We start from the raw sequence: 18066 nt of genomic DNA on the forward strand, positions 1-18066 counted from the left end.
TTTGCCGGGCCGAGGGGCATCAATGGCGGGCCAAGTCTTGAACCCAACGTTCGGCGGAGGCTGCGCCGGCTTCGAGTACGACTTGCGGCCATAGGCCGGCCAGCAGGGCCAAGCCCGCCAATAGGGCGACGACGAGGAATTCCCTGGGCAGCAGATCCGCCGCTTCCGCCGCCGTCCGGCTGCGCAGCGGGCCAAATAAAGCGCGGCGGCAGTAGCCGAGGAAATAGGCCGCGCCCAGGATTACCCCCAGCAAGGCCATCAGGCCCAGCCCCAGGTCGGCGCGGAACGCGCCCAGCACGATCAAATGCTCGGCGGCGAAACCGTTGCTGCCGGGCACGCCCATGCCGGCGGCTCCCAGCACGAGAAACAGCGTGGCGAAGCGCGGCATGGATTTGGCCAGACCGCCCAGGCCGCTCAGTTCGGTGGTGCCCAGCCGCTGTTGCAGAAATCCCGCCAGCAGGAACAGCCCGCCGGCCACCACGGTGAAGTTGGCCAGCTGGAACGCCGCTCCCTGCACGCCCTGGAGGTTGAGGCTGGCGATGCCTAGTACCACGTAGCCGACGTGGCTGACGCTGGAAAAAGCCAGCAGCCGGCGCAAATTGGTTTGCGTCAGGGCCAGCAGGGCGCCGTAGACGATGCCCACCATGGCCAGGGCGGTTACCGGGCCCAGGTAATGCTGGGCGCCGGCCGGCGCCAGGGGCAGGGCGAAGCGCAGCAGGCCGTAGGCGCCCAGTTTCAATCCCACCAGCAGCGCCGTTACCGCCGTCGGGCCTTCCATGGCGATGCGCGGCAGCCAGACGTGGAAAGGGAACAACGGCGCTTTCACGGCGAAACCGAGGAACAGCAGCAGGAACACCGTGTTCTGCAATTCCTCCGGCATGGCGGTGCGCAGCAGCGTCAGGTAATCGAAAGACAGTCCGGCCGGGGCCGGCAGCCCCAGCGCGTCGGCGTGGTTGAGCGCCAGCAACACGAAGCCGAACAGCAAGGGCACGCCGGCCGCCAGCATCATCATGACGTATTGGATGGCGGCGTAGCGGCGCTGCGGCCCGATGCCCCACAGGCTGACGAGGAAATACAGGGGCGCCAGGGTCAGCTCCCAGAACAGGAAGAAGGCGATCAAGTCCAGGGCGCAAAACACGCCCATGGTGATGCCGGAGAGGGCCAGCAGCAGGGCGTGGTAGAACGGCACCAAGCGTTGCACGGAATTCCACGAGGCCAGGACGACCGCCGCGCCGAGCAGGGCGGTGAGCGGCAGAAACGGCGCCGACAGGCCGTCCACGCCCACCAGGTAATCCACCCGCAGGCTGGGTATCCAGGGCAGGCGCTCCAGCAGCTGGGGCTCGGGATCGGCGAAGTCCATGCACCACAACACCGCCAGGCTCAGCAATAGTTCCGCCAGGGAAAAGCCCAGTGCGCACTTTTTCGCCTTTACCGGATCGGCTTGCATCGCGGTAATCAACGCGCCCAGCAGGGGCAGCAGAATCAGGGTGCCGAGCAGGGGGAAACCGGTGGCGGTCATGGGGCGATCCTAGTGGGGCTGGGCGTAATGCTGCAACGGACCCGGCAGGGCGGGCTCGATGAGGGATAGCCAGGGGTGGGTGTAGAAACCGGCCAGCAGTGCCGCCGACAGGGCGCCGGCGACGATCAGTTCCGGCAGCGTCATGGCTTGGCAGCCGTGGCGGCGGGTGCCGCGCCGTTGGGCCAGGAACACGCGCTGAAAGGCCCACAGCAGCATGGCTGCGGTGAGCACGTTGCCGCTCGCCAGCGCCACGGCCACGCCCCATTCGTGCACTTCCAAGGTGCCTTCCAGCAGCAAGTGGGCGGCATCGAAGCCGGGCGTGCCGGGCATGCCCATGAGCGTCAGGGCGGCGATCATGAACGCCAGCCCCAGGGCCGGCAGGGGGTCGAACAAGTCGCCCAGGCGCGGCAGGAACACCGTGCCGGTGCGGCGGTGGATCATGCCGCAGGCGAACAGCAGGCCGGCGCTGGCGATGCCGGCATCGATGGACATCAGCAAGGTGCCGGCCAGGCCCTCCTTGTCCAAGGTCAGCACGCCCAGTGTCAAGGCCGAAGCGTGGCTGACCACCGCGTAGGCCAGCAGCCGGCCCAGGTGTTGCTGCACCAGCGCCAGCACGGCGCCGTAAAAAATCCCCAGCACCGCCAAGGGCACCAGGTAAAGGTCCCAATGCCGCACCGCGTCGGGCAGGATCGGCAGCACCCAGCGGACCAGGCCGTAGATGCCGGTTTTCAATCCGGCCAGGAATACCGGCGCCACCGCCAGGGGGCCGGCGTGCTGCACCGCCGGCGCCAGCCAGCCGTGCAGGGGGAACAGCGGCAGGCGAATGCCGAAAGCGAACAGCAACAGGAAAAACGCCGCGGTTTGCAGATTGGCCGGGGCGGGGTGTTCCAGCAAGTCGGCCAGGTCGAAGGACCAGCGGCCGGCGCTTTCCGCGTGTTGCCAGCCCAGCAGCACGGCGGCGGCCAGCAGCAGGATCAAGGCGCCGCCCAGGAACTGGCTGGCATGGGTCATGGCCGGGCCGGAAACCCCGGCGCGCCAGCGCCACAACAGCCATAGCGCCAATCCGGTCTCCGCCGCCGAGAGCCAGGCGAACAGCCAGATATCCTGGCTGGCGAACAATCCCACCAAAACGGCCTGGTAAGCCAGCACGGCGGCGCTGTACGAGCGCGGCGGCGGCGTGCTGCCGTCGCGGCCGTAAAGCAGCGCCAGGAAGCCCAGGCCCGCCGTCAGCAGCACGAACAACAGGGATACGCCGTCCACGCCCAGGTGATAGTTGAGCCAGCCGCCGCCGAGCCGCTCGGCCAGCTGCATGCCGCCTTGGCCGCCATCGAAGCGGCTCAGCAAGTAAACGCCGGCCAAGGCTTCCGCCAGGGCGGCGCCCCGCGCCAGCCGGTAGGCGCTTTCGTCGTCGCGGGCCAGGCGATGGGCGGCGAACGCCGCCGCGGCGGGCAGCCACAGCAGCAGGCTCAACACCGGCAGGGCGGCTTGGGTGGACCAGGAGAGTTCGACCGCCATGTTCAAAACACCATCAGCAAGGTGGCAAGGATCAGCAACACCACGTAACGCGGCTGAGCCATGAAGTCGTCCAGCAGGTTGAGGGCCGGGCCGAAGCGGCGGGCGTGGCGCAACATGCCCTCGCCCATGCCGTACAACACCCAGCGCTGCTCGAAATGGTTCAGCCCGTTGGCCAGCCATCGGGTCAAGCGGCCGAACAGGCCGAGGGGGCGGATAGCGTCCTCGTGGGTGGTGGCGTCGTAAGCGCCAAGCCGACGCTCCTCCCACTGGGCCAGGGACGAGAGGGCGCGCACCGCCGGCTCCGGCAGGCCGATGGCGCGATTGACCACCCGCTCGTCGAAGCGGCTGAGATCGACGGCCAAGCGCCGCACCGGATCGGTGACGGCCCAGTCGGCCAGGTGGTCCAGCCAAAAGCGTTGCAAGGCGGCGGTATACCAGCGGCGGCGCTCGGCCAGCCAAGCCGGCACCGGCCGCATGCCCAAGCCCAGCGTGTCGTGCATGAGGGACGGCGCGGCCAGGAACTGGTAGGCGCGCAGCACGGCGTGGGCCGCCAGATGCCAAGCCGCCAGTTGCCACAAGCCCAAGCCGCATTCGGCGAACATCAGGCCTAGTTGGCCCGAGGCGGAGAAGACCAGCGCGCTTTTCACGTCGGTTTGCGCCAAGCCGGAGGCGAAGCCGTACAGGGCGGTGGCCGCCCCCATCAACACCAGCAGCCCCATGGCGCCGGGCGAGGCGGCGAACAGCGGTTCCAGCCGCAGCAGCAGGTAAACGCCGGCATGCACCATCACCGCGCCGTAGAACACCGCGCTGGACGGCGTCGGCCCTTCGATGGCCCGCGCCAGCCAGGGCGCCAAAGGCGCCTGGGCCGACTTGGCCATGGCCGCCGTGAGGAAGCACACCGCCAGGGCGAAGCGCTGGCCGTCGCCCAGCCCGGCCGCGCCGTTATTGATGGCGTCCCACTCGATGCCGCCGAGCCAGAGGAAGGACAACGCCAGGCCGGCGACGAAACCGGCGTCGCCGATGCGGTTGGCGACGAACACCCGCACCGCGTTGCCGGCGGCGTTGTCCCGGTCGTAGGCGTAACCGATCAGCAAATAGGAACAGAAGCCGGCGATTTCCCAGCCGGCGAAAGTCAGCGCACCGTTGCCGGCGGTGACCAGCAACTGCATGGCCGCCGTGAACAGGCTCAGCACGAAGAAAAAGCGGTGGTAGCCGGCTTCCCGGTGCATGTAGTTGACGGAAAACTTGATGACCAGCAGGCACAGCAGGGAGAACAGCGCTGCCAAGCCGAGGCTGAGTTTGTCGCTGCGGAAGTCCAAGCCGATGCGGTAATCGCCGCTGCTTAGCCAATCGCCCAGGTGCAGGGTTTCCTGCGAACCGCTGCCCAGCGCGGCCAAACCCGCCAGCAGGGACAGCGTTGCACCGGCGAGGGCGATGCGGGCGGTGGCTTTTTCCCAGGCTTCGCCGGCGATGATGCCGGACAGGGCGCCGACGCCGATGGAAAGGGCGGCTAGGAAGGGGGTGAGGGTGGGGATAACAATAAGCGTCGTATTAATCACAGGCGCCTCCGGTCCCCTCTCCCTTAGGGAGAGGGTTAGGGTGAGGGGGATGATTGGCCGTGGCTAAATGAATAACCTCTAATACCGCCTCCAGATTGGTTAGCACTTCATGATTCCAAAAACGCAGCACTCGATAGCCTAAAGTTTCCAGATACTGTGTCCTGTGTTGATCCTTCTCTAGCTGCTCGCCATGCTGGCCGCCGTCAAGTTCGATAATCAGCTTGGGTTGCATACATAGAAAATCGGCGACGTAAGGACCGATGGGTTCTTGTCGCCTGAATTTGCAGCCGTTCATTCGGCGGTTTCTCAGCCTGTACCACAACAGCTCTTCTACATCTGTCTGTTGCTGGCGCAATGTTCTGGCGAGTTCTTTCATCGGAAGAGTCCTTTTTAATCCCCTAACCCTAACCCTCTCCCTGAGGGAGAGGGGACCGGCGGGCCGAGCGTTCGATCAAAGCCGGCGGTAAGGGTTCGCTGTGGCCTTGGTACCACTCGCCGGACAACTTCACCTTGGGCGGCGCTTGCGGTGGTCCCTGCCACTGGACGAAAGATTCGCTGGCGGGATCGAATTGCCAAATGGCGCCCGTATCGGGATCCACCGTCGCCACTTGCAGCCAGGCGTTGCCGATCAGCTCGCGTAGGGGCGGCTGGCGGCCGTAGATGGCGGCGACCACTTCGGGCTTGTGTTCGGTCACTACCAGCAGGCGCATGGCTTCGTGGATTTCCACCATCTGCTTGGGCAGGCCTGTGCGTAGGTCGCTGGCGCCGCCTTCCATCACGGCGAATAGGCCGGTGACGTTGTGGGGCACTTTGCTGCCGCAGCCGAAGCGGTCGTTGTTGACGGTGGAAAAGTAGTATTCCAGGTTGATGCCGGCGCCCACCGGGCCGGCCGCCAACAGGATGTTCTCCAGGATGGCGCCTTCCGGGTCCTGGGTGGGGTCGTAGGAAATGAGGAAGGCGCGGCGGTCGAAGAACGCGCCCCGGCTTAGGCTGCGGCGGCCGATGAAGGCGACGGCGTTGGTGGCGTGGCCCAGTTCGGGGCGCGCCTGGCTGAAATCGCTGCTGCGGCCGACGATGTGGTTGAGGGCCTGTTTCAGCGTAGGCTTGCGCGGCGCCGAAGCCAGCCGGCGGCAGCGCTCATGGGCCGACAGGTGGCGCGCTTGCTCCAGTTCGGCCTGCAGTTTGCTTATCGCCGGGCCGAAGGCTGGCGGCATCAAGTCCAGGTCGAACCAGAGGATGTCCTCGTTGGCGGTGTTGTGTTCGGTACCGATGAACCAAGTGTCCGAGGGAATGGAGATGCCGCGCTCTTCCAGTATCCGTCGCACTTCCGGCCGGTTGGCCATGGCGGCGAACACGCGGGCGTTGGGGCCGCCGTGGCGTCCGCTGCACGCGCCGCAGTCGTAGGCGGCCAAGTGCGGGTTGTTCTGGCTGAGGGAACCGTGGCCGGCCAGCACCACCAGCTTGGCGAAACCGTAGGTGAGGCCGGTGGTGCGCAAGAAGCCGGCCACCCGGTCGGCTTGTTCCTGGTCGGTGAAGCCCAGGCGCGGATTATTCGGGCTGGCGGGACCGGCTTCGCCGATGGCGGTGAGCAGCAGCCGGGTGGGCACCTCCGGCTCCAGCCAGCGCTGCGCTTGGTTTGCCACAATGCCGCTGTGGCGCGGCAGCAGCACCTTGCCGGCCAGGGCGGGGAGCAGCGCAGGGGCTAGCGCGGCGGTAGCCAGGGAAGAGCTGAACAGGTTACGGCGGATTTCCTGATGGAAAAATTTCGCCAGGCCGGCTTTCCAGCCGCGGCGGCGGTCGTGGCGGCGCTGCTCTTCGTCGCAGCCGGGCTGGGGAATTTCCCGCACTTCGTGGGATGGCGTGACGACGATGGGGCAAAGCGGCGTCACCGCCTCGTCGTCCAGGCCCTTCCAGTTGATGGGCACGCCGAAGAAGCCGGCCGCGCCCAGGGTTTCCACGGCGGGATTGAGCTCTTCCAGGTGGCGGCGGATGCTTTCCTCGCGGTCGTCCATGCAGAAGATGACCTGGGCGTCCGGGCGGCTGTCGCGCCTGGCCCAGGGGCCGCGTTCCCGGTTGGCGGCGATAGTGCTGAAAATCGCCTCCCGGTAATGGCGCTCGTAAGCCGTCAGCCACACCATGCCGCGTTCGCTCGGCGTCAGGTCGTCCAAGGCCGCCAGCAGGGCGAGTGCGCCGTCGCGCCCCAGCCGATGCAGGTCGGCGGCGTCCAGCTCCAAGTGCTGGGCTAGGCGGAACAGCCGCCAGCCGTCGCCGTGGCGGCTGGGTTGGCCGGGACGGGCCGCGTCCGGGCTGTGCTGCCAAGTCCAGATCTGGTCGGCCAGGTCGCGCCAGGCGCGGCGGTCGTTGCGTTCGGAATGGGCCTGGCCGATGAGGCGTTGGGCTTCCGCCGCCAGGTACTCCGGCAACTGGTTGCGTTGCAGGCTGGTGCGCACCCAGAACTCCGACAGATTGGCGCTGAAATAGCGGCGCAGGGCGTCCAGGGTGGCGTCGATGTGCCAGGTTTCCCGGCACAGGCGCGTGAGCCAGTGGCCGTCCAGGAACAGCCGCACCGCCAGGTAATCCAGCAGCGCCACCGGCGCCTCCCGGTTGGCGGGATAGTGCGGCCGCTGCTGGCGCCAGTTGACCATGCCGCTCCAGCCGGGGAGTTGCAGCGCCAGCCGTTCCAGATAGCCGGGCCAGTGGGCTTCGGCGATGCCGCGGCCGCGCAGCTGGGCGATCACCGCGTCCAGCGGGTCCGACGGCAAGGCGGCCAGTTGCTCGCGCCAGCCGGGCAGATCGGCCAGCAGGCCGACGGCGTCGTTTTCCGCGACCCGTCGCCAGGCTTGGAAAAAGCCTTCCCGCTTGCCGGGCAGGGGCCAGGCGGCCAAGCCCTCGTCCAGGTAGGCGCCCAGGTAGCGGATCAGCAGCGGCCGTACCCGCTCCAGCACATCTTCGCCGGTGAGCGAGTAGAGCAGGCCGCGCAGGGTGTTCCTGGCGCCGATTTCGCCCAGGGTGAGTTCCAGCGCGGCTTGGGCGCGCTCGCGCATGCGTCGGTGGACGCCGCCGCTGTCGCCCGGCTCGGCTTGCAACAGCGCCTCCGCTTGTTCGGCCGACAAGTCGGTGAGCTCTTCCGGGTGCAGCGGCGCCCGATCCAGGCGCAGCGTGTCCAGGCAGGTTTGCCAGAGTTCGGCCAGGGCTTGACTCGGCGTTTGGCCCCGTTCGGCGGCGCGTTGGGCTAGGCGCTGCCGCAGCGTATCCGGCAGGTCGGCTTGCCAATCGAGCAGCCCGCCGGCGTGCTCCAGCTGCCAGGACAGTTGCGCGGCGTCGAGCGGCTCGGCGCCATACAGGAGGGAGATGCGGAACAGGTCGCGGCGCAGGACGGCTTTATCTCCCGCCTGGACCGCGATTTCCTCCGCCCGCAAGCCGGGCCGCGCTGCCAGCGCCGATTGCAAATCGCCGTCGTCGATGCGGCCCTGGGCGTAGTAGCGGCGGAAATCGCTTTCGGCCTGGTAGCCGTGGATGCCGGTGACTTTTTCCGCTTCCGCCAGGGCCTGTTCGAACGGCAGGTGCTGGAAACCGTGCAGGGTATTGTGGTGGACGAAGTTGAGTATGGGCGCTTGGCCCGGCAGCACGTGGTCCAGGTGGGCGACCGCCTGCAGCAGGCGCTGGCGGGGATCGGCGGTGGCTTCTTCGCGGGGGGCGTTCACGAGGGCGATCTCAAAGGGAGGGTCAGTACCAGCGGCCGCTGACGACCGGCCGTTGGGGGCGTCCGGCCAGGCCGGGGCCGCCGTTTCGCGCCGGCTCCGCCGGGCCGGCCAGCAGCCCGCTCAGTTGGTTGGCGGCGGCCTGCGCCATGCGGCTCAGGGGGGCGGGGTACAAGCCGCCGCCGACCAGGAACGCCAATAACAGCGCCGCCGCTCCCAGCTCGTGGGCCGCCAGGTCGGCGACGCCTGCCATGGCCGGCCGCACCGGGCCGGTGAACAAGCGGCTGACCGCGCGCAAGGCATAGGCCGCGCTGACCAGGACGCCGGCGCTCAGCAGCAGAGTGACCCAGCCCCAGCGCTGGAAGCTGCCCAATAGCGTGTGCAGTTCGGCGATGAAGCCGGCGGTGCCGGGCAGGCCGACGCCGGCCAGGAACGCCAGAGTGGTGAACAGGGCGAAGCGCGGCGTGGTTTGCACCAGGGAGCTGTAGTCGGCCATTTCCCGGGTGTGGGTGCGTTCGTACAGCAGGCCGACCAGCAGGAACAGCAATCCGGCCACCAGGCCGTGGGCCACCATCTGCATTTCCGCACCCAGCAGGCCCGCTTCGTTGAAGGCGGCGATGCCGAGCAACACCACGCCCATGTGGCTGATGGAGGAATAGGCGATCATGGCCTTCAAATCGGTTTGCCGCCAGGCAAGCAGGCCGCCGTAGACGATGCCGGCGAAGGCCAGGGCGGCCAGCCAGGGCTGCGCGTCCATGGCGGCGTCGGGCAGCATGGCGCTGGCCCGCAGCAGGCCGTAGGCGCCCATTTTCAGCAGCACGCCCGACAACAGGATGCTGATGGGGCTGGGCGCTTCCACGTGGGCCAGGGGCAGCCAGCCGTGCAGGGGAAAGATCGGCATCTTGACGCCGAAGCCGGCGAGGAAGCCGAGGAATATCCAGAATTGCTGCTCGGGCGACAGCGTTGCCGCCGCCTGCGCCATGGCGGCCATGGTGGAGGAATGGCTGCCGCCCTGCTGGTACAGCAGCAGCAGGCTGATGAGCAGGAAAATGGCGCCGCCCATGGTGTAGATGACGAAAGTCAGGCTGGCGCGCTGGCGGCGGACGCCGCCCCAGCGGTCGATGAGCAGGAACAGCGGGATGAGGGTCAGCTCCCAGAACAGGTAGAGCAGCGTCCAGTCCTGCGCCAGGAACACCCCCAGCATGCCGGTTTCCAGTACCAGCAGCCAGGCGTGGTAGCTTTTGGGCGCGTGCTTGATCTTGGACGACACCAGCACCGCCACGAAGCTCAGCAGGGCGGTGAGCAGCGCCATGGGCAGGGACAGGCCGTCCAGGCCCAGGGCGTAAGCGCTGCCCAGGCCGGGGTTCCACGACTGGAATTCGGTCAACTGCATGCCGCGGTCGTCCGCGTCGAACAAGGCGGGCAAAGCGGAAGCCAACGCCAGCACGACGGCGCTGCACCCGCCTGCGGTCCAGCGTATCCAGCTCAACCGCCGTTCCGGCAGGCAAGCAATGGCGACGGCCCCGATCAAAGGTAGCCACAGGATCAAGCTGAGTAGGTGCATGGGTGCGCGCCGGCCGGGTGACGTTGTTTTTTTCGCGCCTGCGCCGAACGTCGGCGCGATTAGCGCAAGGGCCTCGTTCGGGGAATCGGGCCGGATAAGCTTAACATTAAGTTAACGTCCCGGTAAGTGTTGTGGCGATACGTTCTTGCGCGGCTTAAACCGACGCCTGGGTTTCGCTTCCCGCGCCTTCTCGCCGATGCGTTTTCCGCAGCGATTCCCGAATCCGGTCTTTCCAGCTAGGTTATGGCGATTATTTAAGTTAGTCTTAATAAAAGTCGTCGATATAAGCCTAAGCGTCGGCCGCGTACCGGCGGCGCTGGGGCGGGGCTTTTCAAGGTAGGAGGGGGAATGCAGGCATACTCGTTGAATGTGGAGCGTTGGCGCCGCGATCTTCTGGCCGGCGCTTCGGTGTTTTTCATTTCGCTGCCGCTGTGTTTGGGGATCGCCCTGGCGTCGGGCACGCCCCTGTATTCGGGCTTGATCGCCGGCATACTCGGCGGCGTGGTGGTGGGGGCCGTCAGCCGGTCGGACTTGAGCGTCAGCGGGCCGGCGGCCGGCTTGACCGCTTTCGTGTTTCTCGCCGTGCGCGACCTGGGCTCCTACGAGGCCCTGCTGCTGGTGGTGGTCTACGCCGGGTTTTTGCAGATGCTGTTCGCCGCCTTGCGGCTGGGGCTGATCGGCGACTATTTCCCGTCCAACGTGGTGCAGGGCATGCTCACCGGCGTCGGGCTGATCATCGTGCTCAAGCAAATTCCCCATTGGCTGGGCTGGGACATGGACGTGGAAGGGGATTTCGCCTTTTTCCAGATCGACGGCGAGACCACTTTGTCGGAACTGTTGGAGCTGGGCGACCACATCACCCCGGGGGCGGCTCTGGTCGGCGTCGTCGCCTGGATCACCCTGGAGTTGTGGGAGAGCCTTGGCCGCGGCAGGAAGCACGCCGTTCCGGGCGGTTTGCTGGCGATCATCGCCGGCATCGCCGTCAACGAATCGCTCACGGCGCTGGGCAGTCCGCTGGCCCTGGAAAGCACCCACCTGGTCAGCGTGCCGGTGGCCGCCTCGCCGGCCGAATGGTTGAAGTTTCTGGATTTTCCCGATTTTTCCCGCTGGAGCGACGGCAAGGTATGGTCGGCGGCGCTGGTTCTGGCGTCCATGGCTTCGGTGGAAACCCTGCTCAACCTGGAGGCTCTGGAGAAACTCGACCCGCAGCGCCGCTACGTGTCGCCCAACCGGGAACTGTTGGCGCAAGGGGTGGGCAACGTGCTGTCCGGGTTGTGCGGCGGCCTGCCGCTCACCTCGGTGGTGGTGCGCAGCTCGGCCAACCTGGAAGCCGGCGCCGCCAGCCGCTGGTCCGCCATCGTGCAGGGCCTGTTGTTGCTGGTTTGCGTGCTGACGGTGCCGGCCTGGCTGAACCGCGTGCCCCTGGCCGCCGTGGCGGCGGTGATGCTGGTGATCGGCTATCGCATGGCCCACTGGGAACTGTTCCGCGCCATGTACGCCAAGGGCCGCGACCAGTTCGCGCCGTTCCTGACGACGGTGGTCGCGGTGCTGCTGGTGGACGTGCTGCACGGCGTGGCCATCGGCATGGCGGTGAGCATCGTTTTCATCCTGCGGCGCAACTTCCGCAACCCCATCGCGTTCTTCCGCAACCGCCATGTGGAAAACCACGCCATCAAGCTGGAACTGGCCTCGGAAGTCTCCTTCCTCAACAAAGCCAGCGTGCTGGTGTCCCTGGAAAACGTGCCGTCAGGCGCCAAGCTCATCATCGACGCGGGCAACACCCGCTATATCGATCACGACGTGCTGGAAATCCTGCGGGAATTCGTCGAGGTGAAGGCGCCGGCGAAAAACATCCAATTGACCTTGCTGGGGTTTCAGGACCGCTACGACATCGACAATACCGAAACCATTTACGACGTGGTGCTGGGCGACGAGCTGGAGAATCTGGCCGAGCAGGAAGACCTGGTCTACTGGCAAAAAACCCTCCAATCGCGCCTCACGCCCCATTTGGCCCTGCAACTGCTCAAGGAAGGCAATTTCCGCTTCGTCAACAACTTGCAGATGGACCGGGACCTGTTGAAAACCATCAACGTCACCAAGGAAGGCCAATACCCCATCGCCGCCATCTTGAGCTGTATCGATTCGCGCACCTCGGCCGAATTGATTTTCGACCAGGGCCTGGGCGACATCTTCAGCATCCGCATCGCCGGCAACGTGCTCAACGAGGACATCCTCGGCAGCATGGAGTTCGCCTGCAAAGTGGCCGGCTCCAAGATCGTCGTGGTGCTCGGCCACAGCCGCTGCGGCGCCATCAAGGGCGCTTGCGACCACGTGCAACTGGGCCATCTCACCGGCCTGGTGCAGAAAGTCGAGCCGGCCATGGCGCGGGTCACCCATATCCTGGAACAGCGCAATTCCAAGAACGCCGCATTCGTCGAATGCGTGGCGGTGGAAAACGTCCGCTGGGTGATGGAGCAAATCTACCGGCGCAGTCCCATCCTGGCCGGCATGGTGGACCGCAACGAAATCGGCATTGTCGGCGGCATGTACGAAGTGGAGAGCGGCGTGGTGGAGTTTTACGAAGACCCCCGTTTCCTGGTTCAAACCGACAAAGACCGCGAAGTGGTGGCGGCCATGGCGATGGATTGACCGTAGTGGAGTGTGCGCGATGATTACCCGATCCCCTTCTTCGACCCCTTGGCACGCTTTGTCGGCGGAACAGGCGCTGCAACAGCTCGCCGCCGATGCCGGGCGCGGCCTGAGCGGCGCGGAAGCCGAACGGCGCTTGGCCGAATACGGCTACAACCGCCTGCCGCCGCCCAAGCGCCGGCCGGCGTGGCTGCGCTTCCTGCTGCAATTCCACAACCTGCTGATCTATGTGCTGTTGGCCGCCGCGGCCGTCACCGCCTGGTTGCAAGATTACGTGGACACGGCGGTGATCGTGGCGGTGGTGGTGCTCAACGCCCTCATCGGCTACATCCAGGAAGGCAAGGCGGAATCCGCGCTGGAGGCGGTGCGCAATCTGCTGTCGCCCACCGCCATGGTGCTGCGCGACGGCCGCCGCTGGACGGTGGAGGCGGAAACCCTGGTGCCCGGCGACATGGTGCTGCTGCAATCCGGCGACAAAGTGCCGGCGGACTTGCGCGTGGTGGAGGCGCGCACGCTGCGCATCGACGAGTCGGTGCTCACCGGCGAATCGGTGCCGGTGGAGAAATCCAGCCAGCCTACCGCCGCCGAGTCGCCCTTGGGCGACCGCCTGGGCATGGCCCATTCCGGCACCCTGGTCACTTACGGCCAAGGATTGGCGGTGGTGGTGGCCACCGGCAGCGCCACGGCAATCGGCCGCATTTCCACCCTGCTGGCGGAGGTGGGCGGCTTGGAAACGCCGTTGCTGCGCAAAATCGACCAGTTCACCCGCTGGCTGACTTTCATCATCCTGGGCGTCGCTTCCGTCACGTTTCTGTTCGGCTGGCTGGCGCGGGGCCTGGGAGCGCAAGAGCTGTTCATGGCGGCGGTGGGGTTGGCGGTGGCCGCCATTCCGGAAGGCTTGCCGGCCATCGTCACCATCACCCTGGCGGTGGGCGTGCAAGCCATGGCCAAGCGGCAGGCCATCCTGCGCCAGCTGCCGGCGGTGGAGACGCTGGGTTCGGTGACGGTGATCTGCACCGACAAGACCGGCACCCTGACCCGCAACGAAATGACCGTGCAGACCGTCGCCACGGCGGCGGCGGAGTTCCAGGTGAGCGGCGTCGGCTACGATCCCCACGGCGGTTTCAGCTTGGGCCAGGTGGCCGCGGCGGCGGCCGACGCGCCGGATTTGCTGGAACTGGCCCGCGCCGCCTTGCTGTGCAACGACGCGGCGGTGGCGCGGGACAACGGTGACTGGCGGCTGGAAGGCGATCCCACCGAAGGCTCCCTGGTGGTGCTGGCGCTGAAAGCGGGCCTGGACGCCGCGTTCGAAAACAAGGAGCTGCCGCGCCTGGATGCCATCCCTTTCGAATCGGAACACCGTTTCATGGCGACCCTGCACCGGGATCACGCCGGCCACCGCTGGATCTACCTGAAAGGCGCGCCGGAAGTGGTGCTGGAGCGCTGCCACCGCCAGCGCCGCGCCGGGGACGACGAGCCCTTGGACCCGGCCCTGTGGCAAGGCTACATCCAGGACATCGCCGCGCGCGGCCAGCGGCTCATCGCCTTGGCGGTGAAGCCCCTGGAGCAAGCGGCGGACAGCTTGCAATTCGTCGATACCGACGGCGGTTTCACCCTGCTGGGCATCGCCGGCATGATCGATCCGCCCCGGCCGGAAGCGGTGGCGGCGGTGGCCCGCTGCCAAAGCGCCGGCATCCGGGTGAAGATGATCACCGGCGACCACGCCGCCACCGCCCGCGCCATCGGCGCGCAGCTGGGCATCGGCGGCGGCGACCGGGTGTTGACCGGCGGCGACATCGAGCGCTTGTCCGACCAAGCGCTGCAACAAGCGGTGGGCGAGGTGGATGTCTTCGCCCGCGCCAACCCCGAGCATAAGCTGCGCCTGGTGGCGGCGCTGCGCGCCACCGGCCAGGTGGTGTCCATGACCGGCGACGGCGTCAACGACGCGCCGGCCCTGAAAGCCGCCGACATCGGCGTGGCCATGGGCAAGCGCGGCACGGAAGCGGCCAAGGAAGCGGCGGAAATGGTGCTGGCCGACGACAACTTCGCCACCATCGCCAGCGCCGTGGAGGAGGGCCGCACCGTCTACGACAACCTGCGCAAGGCCATCATGTTCGCCTTGCCCACCAACGGCGGCCAGGCGGCGGTCATCATCGCCGCCATCCTGCTGGGCCAGCCGCTGCCCATCACGCCGCTGCAGGTGCTGTGGGTGAACCTGGTCATCGCCGTCACCCTGGCGCTGTCCCTGGCCTTCGAGCCGGCCGAGGGCGACATCATGCGCCGCCCGCCGCGCAGCCCGGCCGAGCCCTTGGTGACGCGGCACATGCTGTGGCGCATCGTGTTCGTTTCGCTGCTGCTGGTGGTCGCCACCCTGGGGCTGTACCAATGGGAAATCGCCCACGGCGCGGCGGTGGAGCTGGCCCGCAGCGCCGCCGTGAACGTGCTGGTGGCCGGCCAGATGGTGTATTTGGTCAACAGCCGCTATTTCTTCGCCTCCAGCCTGGGCTGGCGCGCCTGGTTCGGCAGCCGCTACGCGGTGCTGGCCATGGCGGTGCTGATCGCCGTGCAGCTGCTGTTCACCTATGCCCCGTTCATGCAGCAAGCCTTCCACTCCCGCGCTTTGGACGGCGACGCCTGGCTGCGCATCGGCCTTGCGGCGGTGTCGATTTTCACCGCCGTGGAAGCGGAAAAAGCCCTGCTGCGCCGTTGGCGGCAGCCGTCGCCGGCGGCGGCCGATCCCGAGCGCTGGAACGTTTGGACGCTGGCCGGCGCGGCGCTGAACACCGTCTTGGCGATGCTAGTGTTGGCGCAGTTTGGCCGCGTCGCGGCGACGCTTTATGACTTATGGCCGGCGACCGGCACGGGCTGGTGGATGGCCGTCACCGCGGCGGCGCTGGCCTTGTCGCTGTGGGGGGAGGCCGCATGGGCCATCGCCGCGCGGCGGACCGCGCCGGCGGCGTTGACGCTGCTGGCGTCGGCGCTGCTGCTGGCCGCCGCCTGGCACGCGCCCGCCTATCCCTTTGCCGCGGAACAATTGCCGTGGGTGGTGGCCGGCTGTGCCGCGCTGTTGGTTGCGGGCGTGGCTTATCTGGCCTTGTCGCTGGCGCTGCGGCGTAGCGGCGGTTAAACGGTCGGCTGCGCGTCTTCCAGCAAACGGAAAATCGCCGGGTCGCTGCAACAGGCGGCGTTGAAGCGCAGCCAGGGCGAGGCTTCCTGCTGCGGGCTGAACAGGGCGCCCGGCGCCAGCATCACGCCCTGCTTGGCGGCGGCCGCCGCCAGGACCGTGGCGTTTTCGCCGCTTGCCCGCCGCGCCCAGATGAACAGGCCGTCCTCGCTTTCCTGGTAAAGCTGCAAGCCGCTGCGTTCCAGGCTGCGCGAGGCTTCCAGCCGCGCCTTGCGCAGCCGGCTCCTGAGCTTTTCCAGGTGCTTGCGGTAATAGCCGTCCGTCAGCAGCTCGTACAGCAGCCGTTCGTCGATTTCGGACGTGGTGAGGCTGGTCAGCAGCTTGAGGTCGGTGAGGCTCTCGGCCAGTTCGTAGCGGCAGGCCAGATAGCCCACCCGCAGGCTGGCGGACACGGTTTTGGAAAAGCCGCCGACGAAAATCACGCGCTGTAGCTGGTCCAGGGTCGCCAGGCGGGTGGGTTGGCCGGCGAGGAAATCGCCGTAGATGTCGTCCTCGACGATGGTCAGGTCGTAGCGCTCGGCCAGTTGCAGCACCCGATAAGCCACCGCCTGGCCGATGCTGGCGCCGGTGGGATTGTGCAGCAGGGTGTTGGTGAAAAAAATCCGCGGCCGGTGCTCCTGGATCAGGCTTTCCATCACCGCCGTGTCCGGCCCCAGCGGCGTCCACGGCACGCCCACCAGCTTGGCCCCCAGCAGTTTCAGATAGCCGAACAGGGTGTAATAGCCGGGATCGTCCACCAGCACCGTATCGCCCGGCTTGATGAAATAGCGGCTGATCAGGTCCAGGGCGTGGGTGGCGCCGCGGGTGGTGACGATCTGCCGGGTGGTGCAGCCCACTTCCTGGTCTTGCAGGCGCCGCGCCAGCAGGGCGCGCAACGGTTCGTAGCCGGCCGGCGAGCCGTAGCCGGTCAGGTAGCTGCCGCTTTTGCGGGAGAGGGTGCGCAGGCTGCGCTGGATGCCGCTTTCGTCCATCCATTCGCCCGGCAGCCAGCCGGCCCCCGGCATGGCGACGTGGGGCTGCTCGCGCAGGGCGTTGCGCAGCAGCCACAGCACGTCCACCGCCCGTTCCAACTGGCAACCCTGGCCGGCCGCCGCGTCGGACTGCTCGCGGCCGGCCACGTAAAAGCCCGAACCCTGGCGCGATTTGAGGTAGCCCATGGCCACCAGCCGGTCGAACGCCTGCACCACGGTGAACTTGCTGACGCCGTGATCGTCGGCGAAACGGCGGATGGCCGGCAGGCGAGCGCCGGGGCGCAGGGCGCGCTCGTCGATGCGCTGCTTGATGCCGGTGACGATCTGTTCGATCAAGGGCCGGCTGTCGTGGGGATCGAGGTCGATGGCGTTCATTGTATAGGTGGCGCGACCGGTACAGGTTCAGGATATTTCGTGGAATTGTACCTGTATTGTCCTGCGTTTGAAGCCTATTGTGCTTGCCAGACCCACCCACGGAGGCAGCACCCATGACCACGGAACACAGCAACCGGCGCCAAGGCGGAATCCTGGCCTTTTTCGGCATCGCCGGTTTCAGCCTGACCTTGCCGGCCACGCGATTGGCGGTATTGCACCTGGACCCCTGGTTCGTCGCCCTGGGCCGGGGCGTGTTGGCGGCTCTGTTGGCGGCCGTCGCCCTGCGGCTGACCCGCCAGCCCTGGCCGGGGTTGCGCCATCTGCGCGGCCTGAGCCTGGTGGCCCTGGGCGTCATCGTCGGCTTTCCGGTGCTGACCGCCTGGGCCATGCAGGACTTGCCCGCTTCCCACGGCGGCATCACCCTGTCCATCACGCCGCTGGCGACCGCCTTGCTGGGCGCCCGGCTGGCCGGGGAGCGGCTGCCGGCGCGCTTTTGGCTCGCCAGCCTGGCCGGCGGCGCGGCGGTATTCGCTTTTTCCCTGCACGCCGGCGACGGCGTATTCCGCCTGGGCGACCTGTGGCTGCTGGCGGCGGCGCTGCTGGCCGCCATGGGGTACGCGGAAGGGGCGCGCTTGGCGCCGGCGTTGGGCGGCTGGCAGGTGATCTGCTGGGCGCTGGTGATCGCTGCGCCGCTGCTGGCCGCGCCTTTGATCTGGATCGCGTTGCGCACGCCGCCGGTCGCGCCGGCCGAGGCCTGGGCCGGTTTCGCCTATGTGGGCCTGGTGAGCCAATTCCTGGCTTTCATGTTTTGGTATCGTGGCCTGGCCCTGGGCGGCATCGCCCGCACCAGCCAGATTCAACTGTTGCAGCCGTTTTTGACCCTGGGCGCTTGCGCGCTGTTGCTGGGCGAGCCTTTGAGCGCTTCCATGCTGGCGGTGGCGGCCGTCGTGGTGTCCAGCTTGTGGGTCAGCCAGCGCGCGCCGTCCCGTTTGACCGTCCGTCCGAAACCCCTCTAAACGACAAGGAGCA

At 67.3% G+C, this 18066-nt stretch carries 10 protein-coding genes; 3 read left to right on the forward strand and 7 right to left on the reverse strand.

Annotated features, from left to right (window positions below):
- Positions 1 to 19: 19 nt before the first annotated feature.
- From K5607_RS05845 to K5607_RS05870, 6 genes are read right to left on the reverse strand one after another with little or no spacing between them, the layout of a single operon-like run.
- Positions 20 to 1519 carry a complex I subunit 4 family protein gene (locus K5607_RS05845; RefSeq protein ID WP_221048489.1) on the reverse strand — a complete coding sequence of 500 codons (1500 nt, stop codon included), beginning with the start codon at positions 1517 to 1519 and terminating at the stop codon, positions 20 to 22.
- Between the two features lie 9 nt (positions 1520 to 1528).
- A complete protein-coding gene (locus K5607_RS05850; protein WP_221048490.1) occupies positions 1529 to 3034 on the reverse strand; it encodes a complex I subunit 4 family protein in 1506 nt (501 codons plus the stop codon).
- A 2-nt stretch (positions 3035 to 3036) separates the two neighbouring features.
- Entirely contained in the window at positions 3037 to 4593 is a 1557-nt protein-coding gene (locus K5607_RS05855; RefSeq protein ID WP_246598964.1) for a proton-conducting transporter transmembrane domain-containing protein, read from the reverse strand.
- Positions 4586 to 4969 (reverse strand): endonuclease domain-containing protein, encoded by a 384-nt coding sequence (locus K5607_RS05860; protein WP_082411780.1) that lies wholly within the window; start codon positions 4967 to 4969, stop codon positions 4586 to 4588. The genes K5607_RS05855 and K5607_RS05860 overlap by 8 nt, the downstream gene beginning before the upstream one ends.
- 28 nt (positions 4970 to 4997) lie before the next feature.
- A complete protein-coding gene (locus tag K5607_RS05865; RefSeq protein WP_246598965.1) occupies positions 4998 to 8297 on the reverse strand; it encodes a DUF2309 domain-containing protein in 3300 nt (1099 codons plus the stop codon).
- Positions 8298 to 8319: 22 nt separating this feature from the next.
- Positions 8320 to 9858 (reverse strand): complex I subunit 4 family protein, encoded by a 1539-nt coding sequence (locus K5607_RS05870; RefSeq protein WP_221048491.1) that lies wholly within the window; start codon positions 9856 to 9858, stop codon positions 8320 to 8322.
- Positions 9859 to 10206: 348 nt separating this feature from the next.
- Here K5607_RS05870 and K5607_RS05875 point away from each other — a divergent pair, with 348 nt between their 5' ends.
- Both K5607_RS05875 and K5607_RS05880 read left to right on the forward strand, forming a co-directional pair.
- Positions 10207 to 12507, forward strand: a complete 2301-nt coding sequence (locus K5607_RS05875; RefSeq protein ID WP_221048492.1) for a bifunctional SulP family inorganic anion transporter/carbonic anhydrase — start codon at positions 10207 to 10209, stop codon at positions 12505 to 12507.
- A 19-nt stretch (positions 12508 to 12526) separates the two neighbouring features.
- Complete coding sequence (locus K5607_RS05880) at positions 12527 to 15634, forward strand: cation-transporting P-type ATPase (RefSeq protein WP_221048493.1); 3108 nt, start codon at positions 12527 to 12529, stop codon at positions 15632 to 15634.
- Here the strand turns inward: K5607_RS05880 and K5607_RS05885 are convergent.
- Complete coding sequence (locus K5607_RS05885; RefSeq protein ID WP_221048494.1) at positions 15631 to 17037, reverse strand: aminotransferase-like domain-containing protein; 1407 nt, start codon at positions 17035 to 17037, stop codon at positions 15631 to 15633. The two genes, K5607_RS05880 and K5607_RS05885, sit on opposite strands and share 4 nt — an antisense overlap.
- A 113-nt stretch (positions 17038 to 17150) precedes the next feature.
- Between K5607_RS05885 and K5607_RS05890 the strand changes: the two genes are divergently transcribed.
- A complete protein-coding gene (locus K5607_RS05890) occupies positions 17151 to 18053 on the forward strand; it encodes a DMT family transporter (protein ID WP_221048495.1) in 903 nt (300 codons plus the stop codon).
- Positions 18054 to 18066 lie beyond the last annotated feature (13 nt).

It is taken from the genome of Methylogaea oryzae, assembly GCF_019669985.1.
GTDB lineage: Bacteria > Pseudomonadota > Gammaproteobacteria > Methylococcales > Methylococcaceae > Methylogaea > Methylogaea oryzae.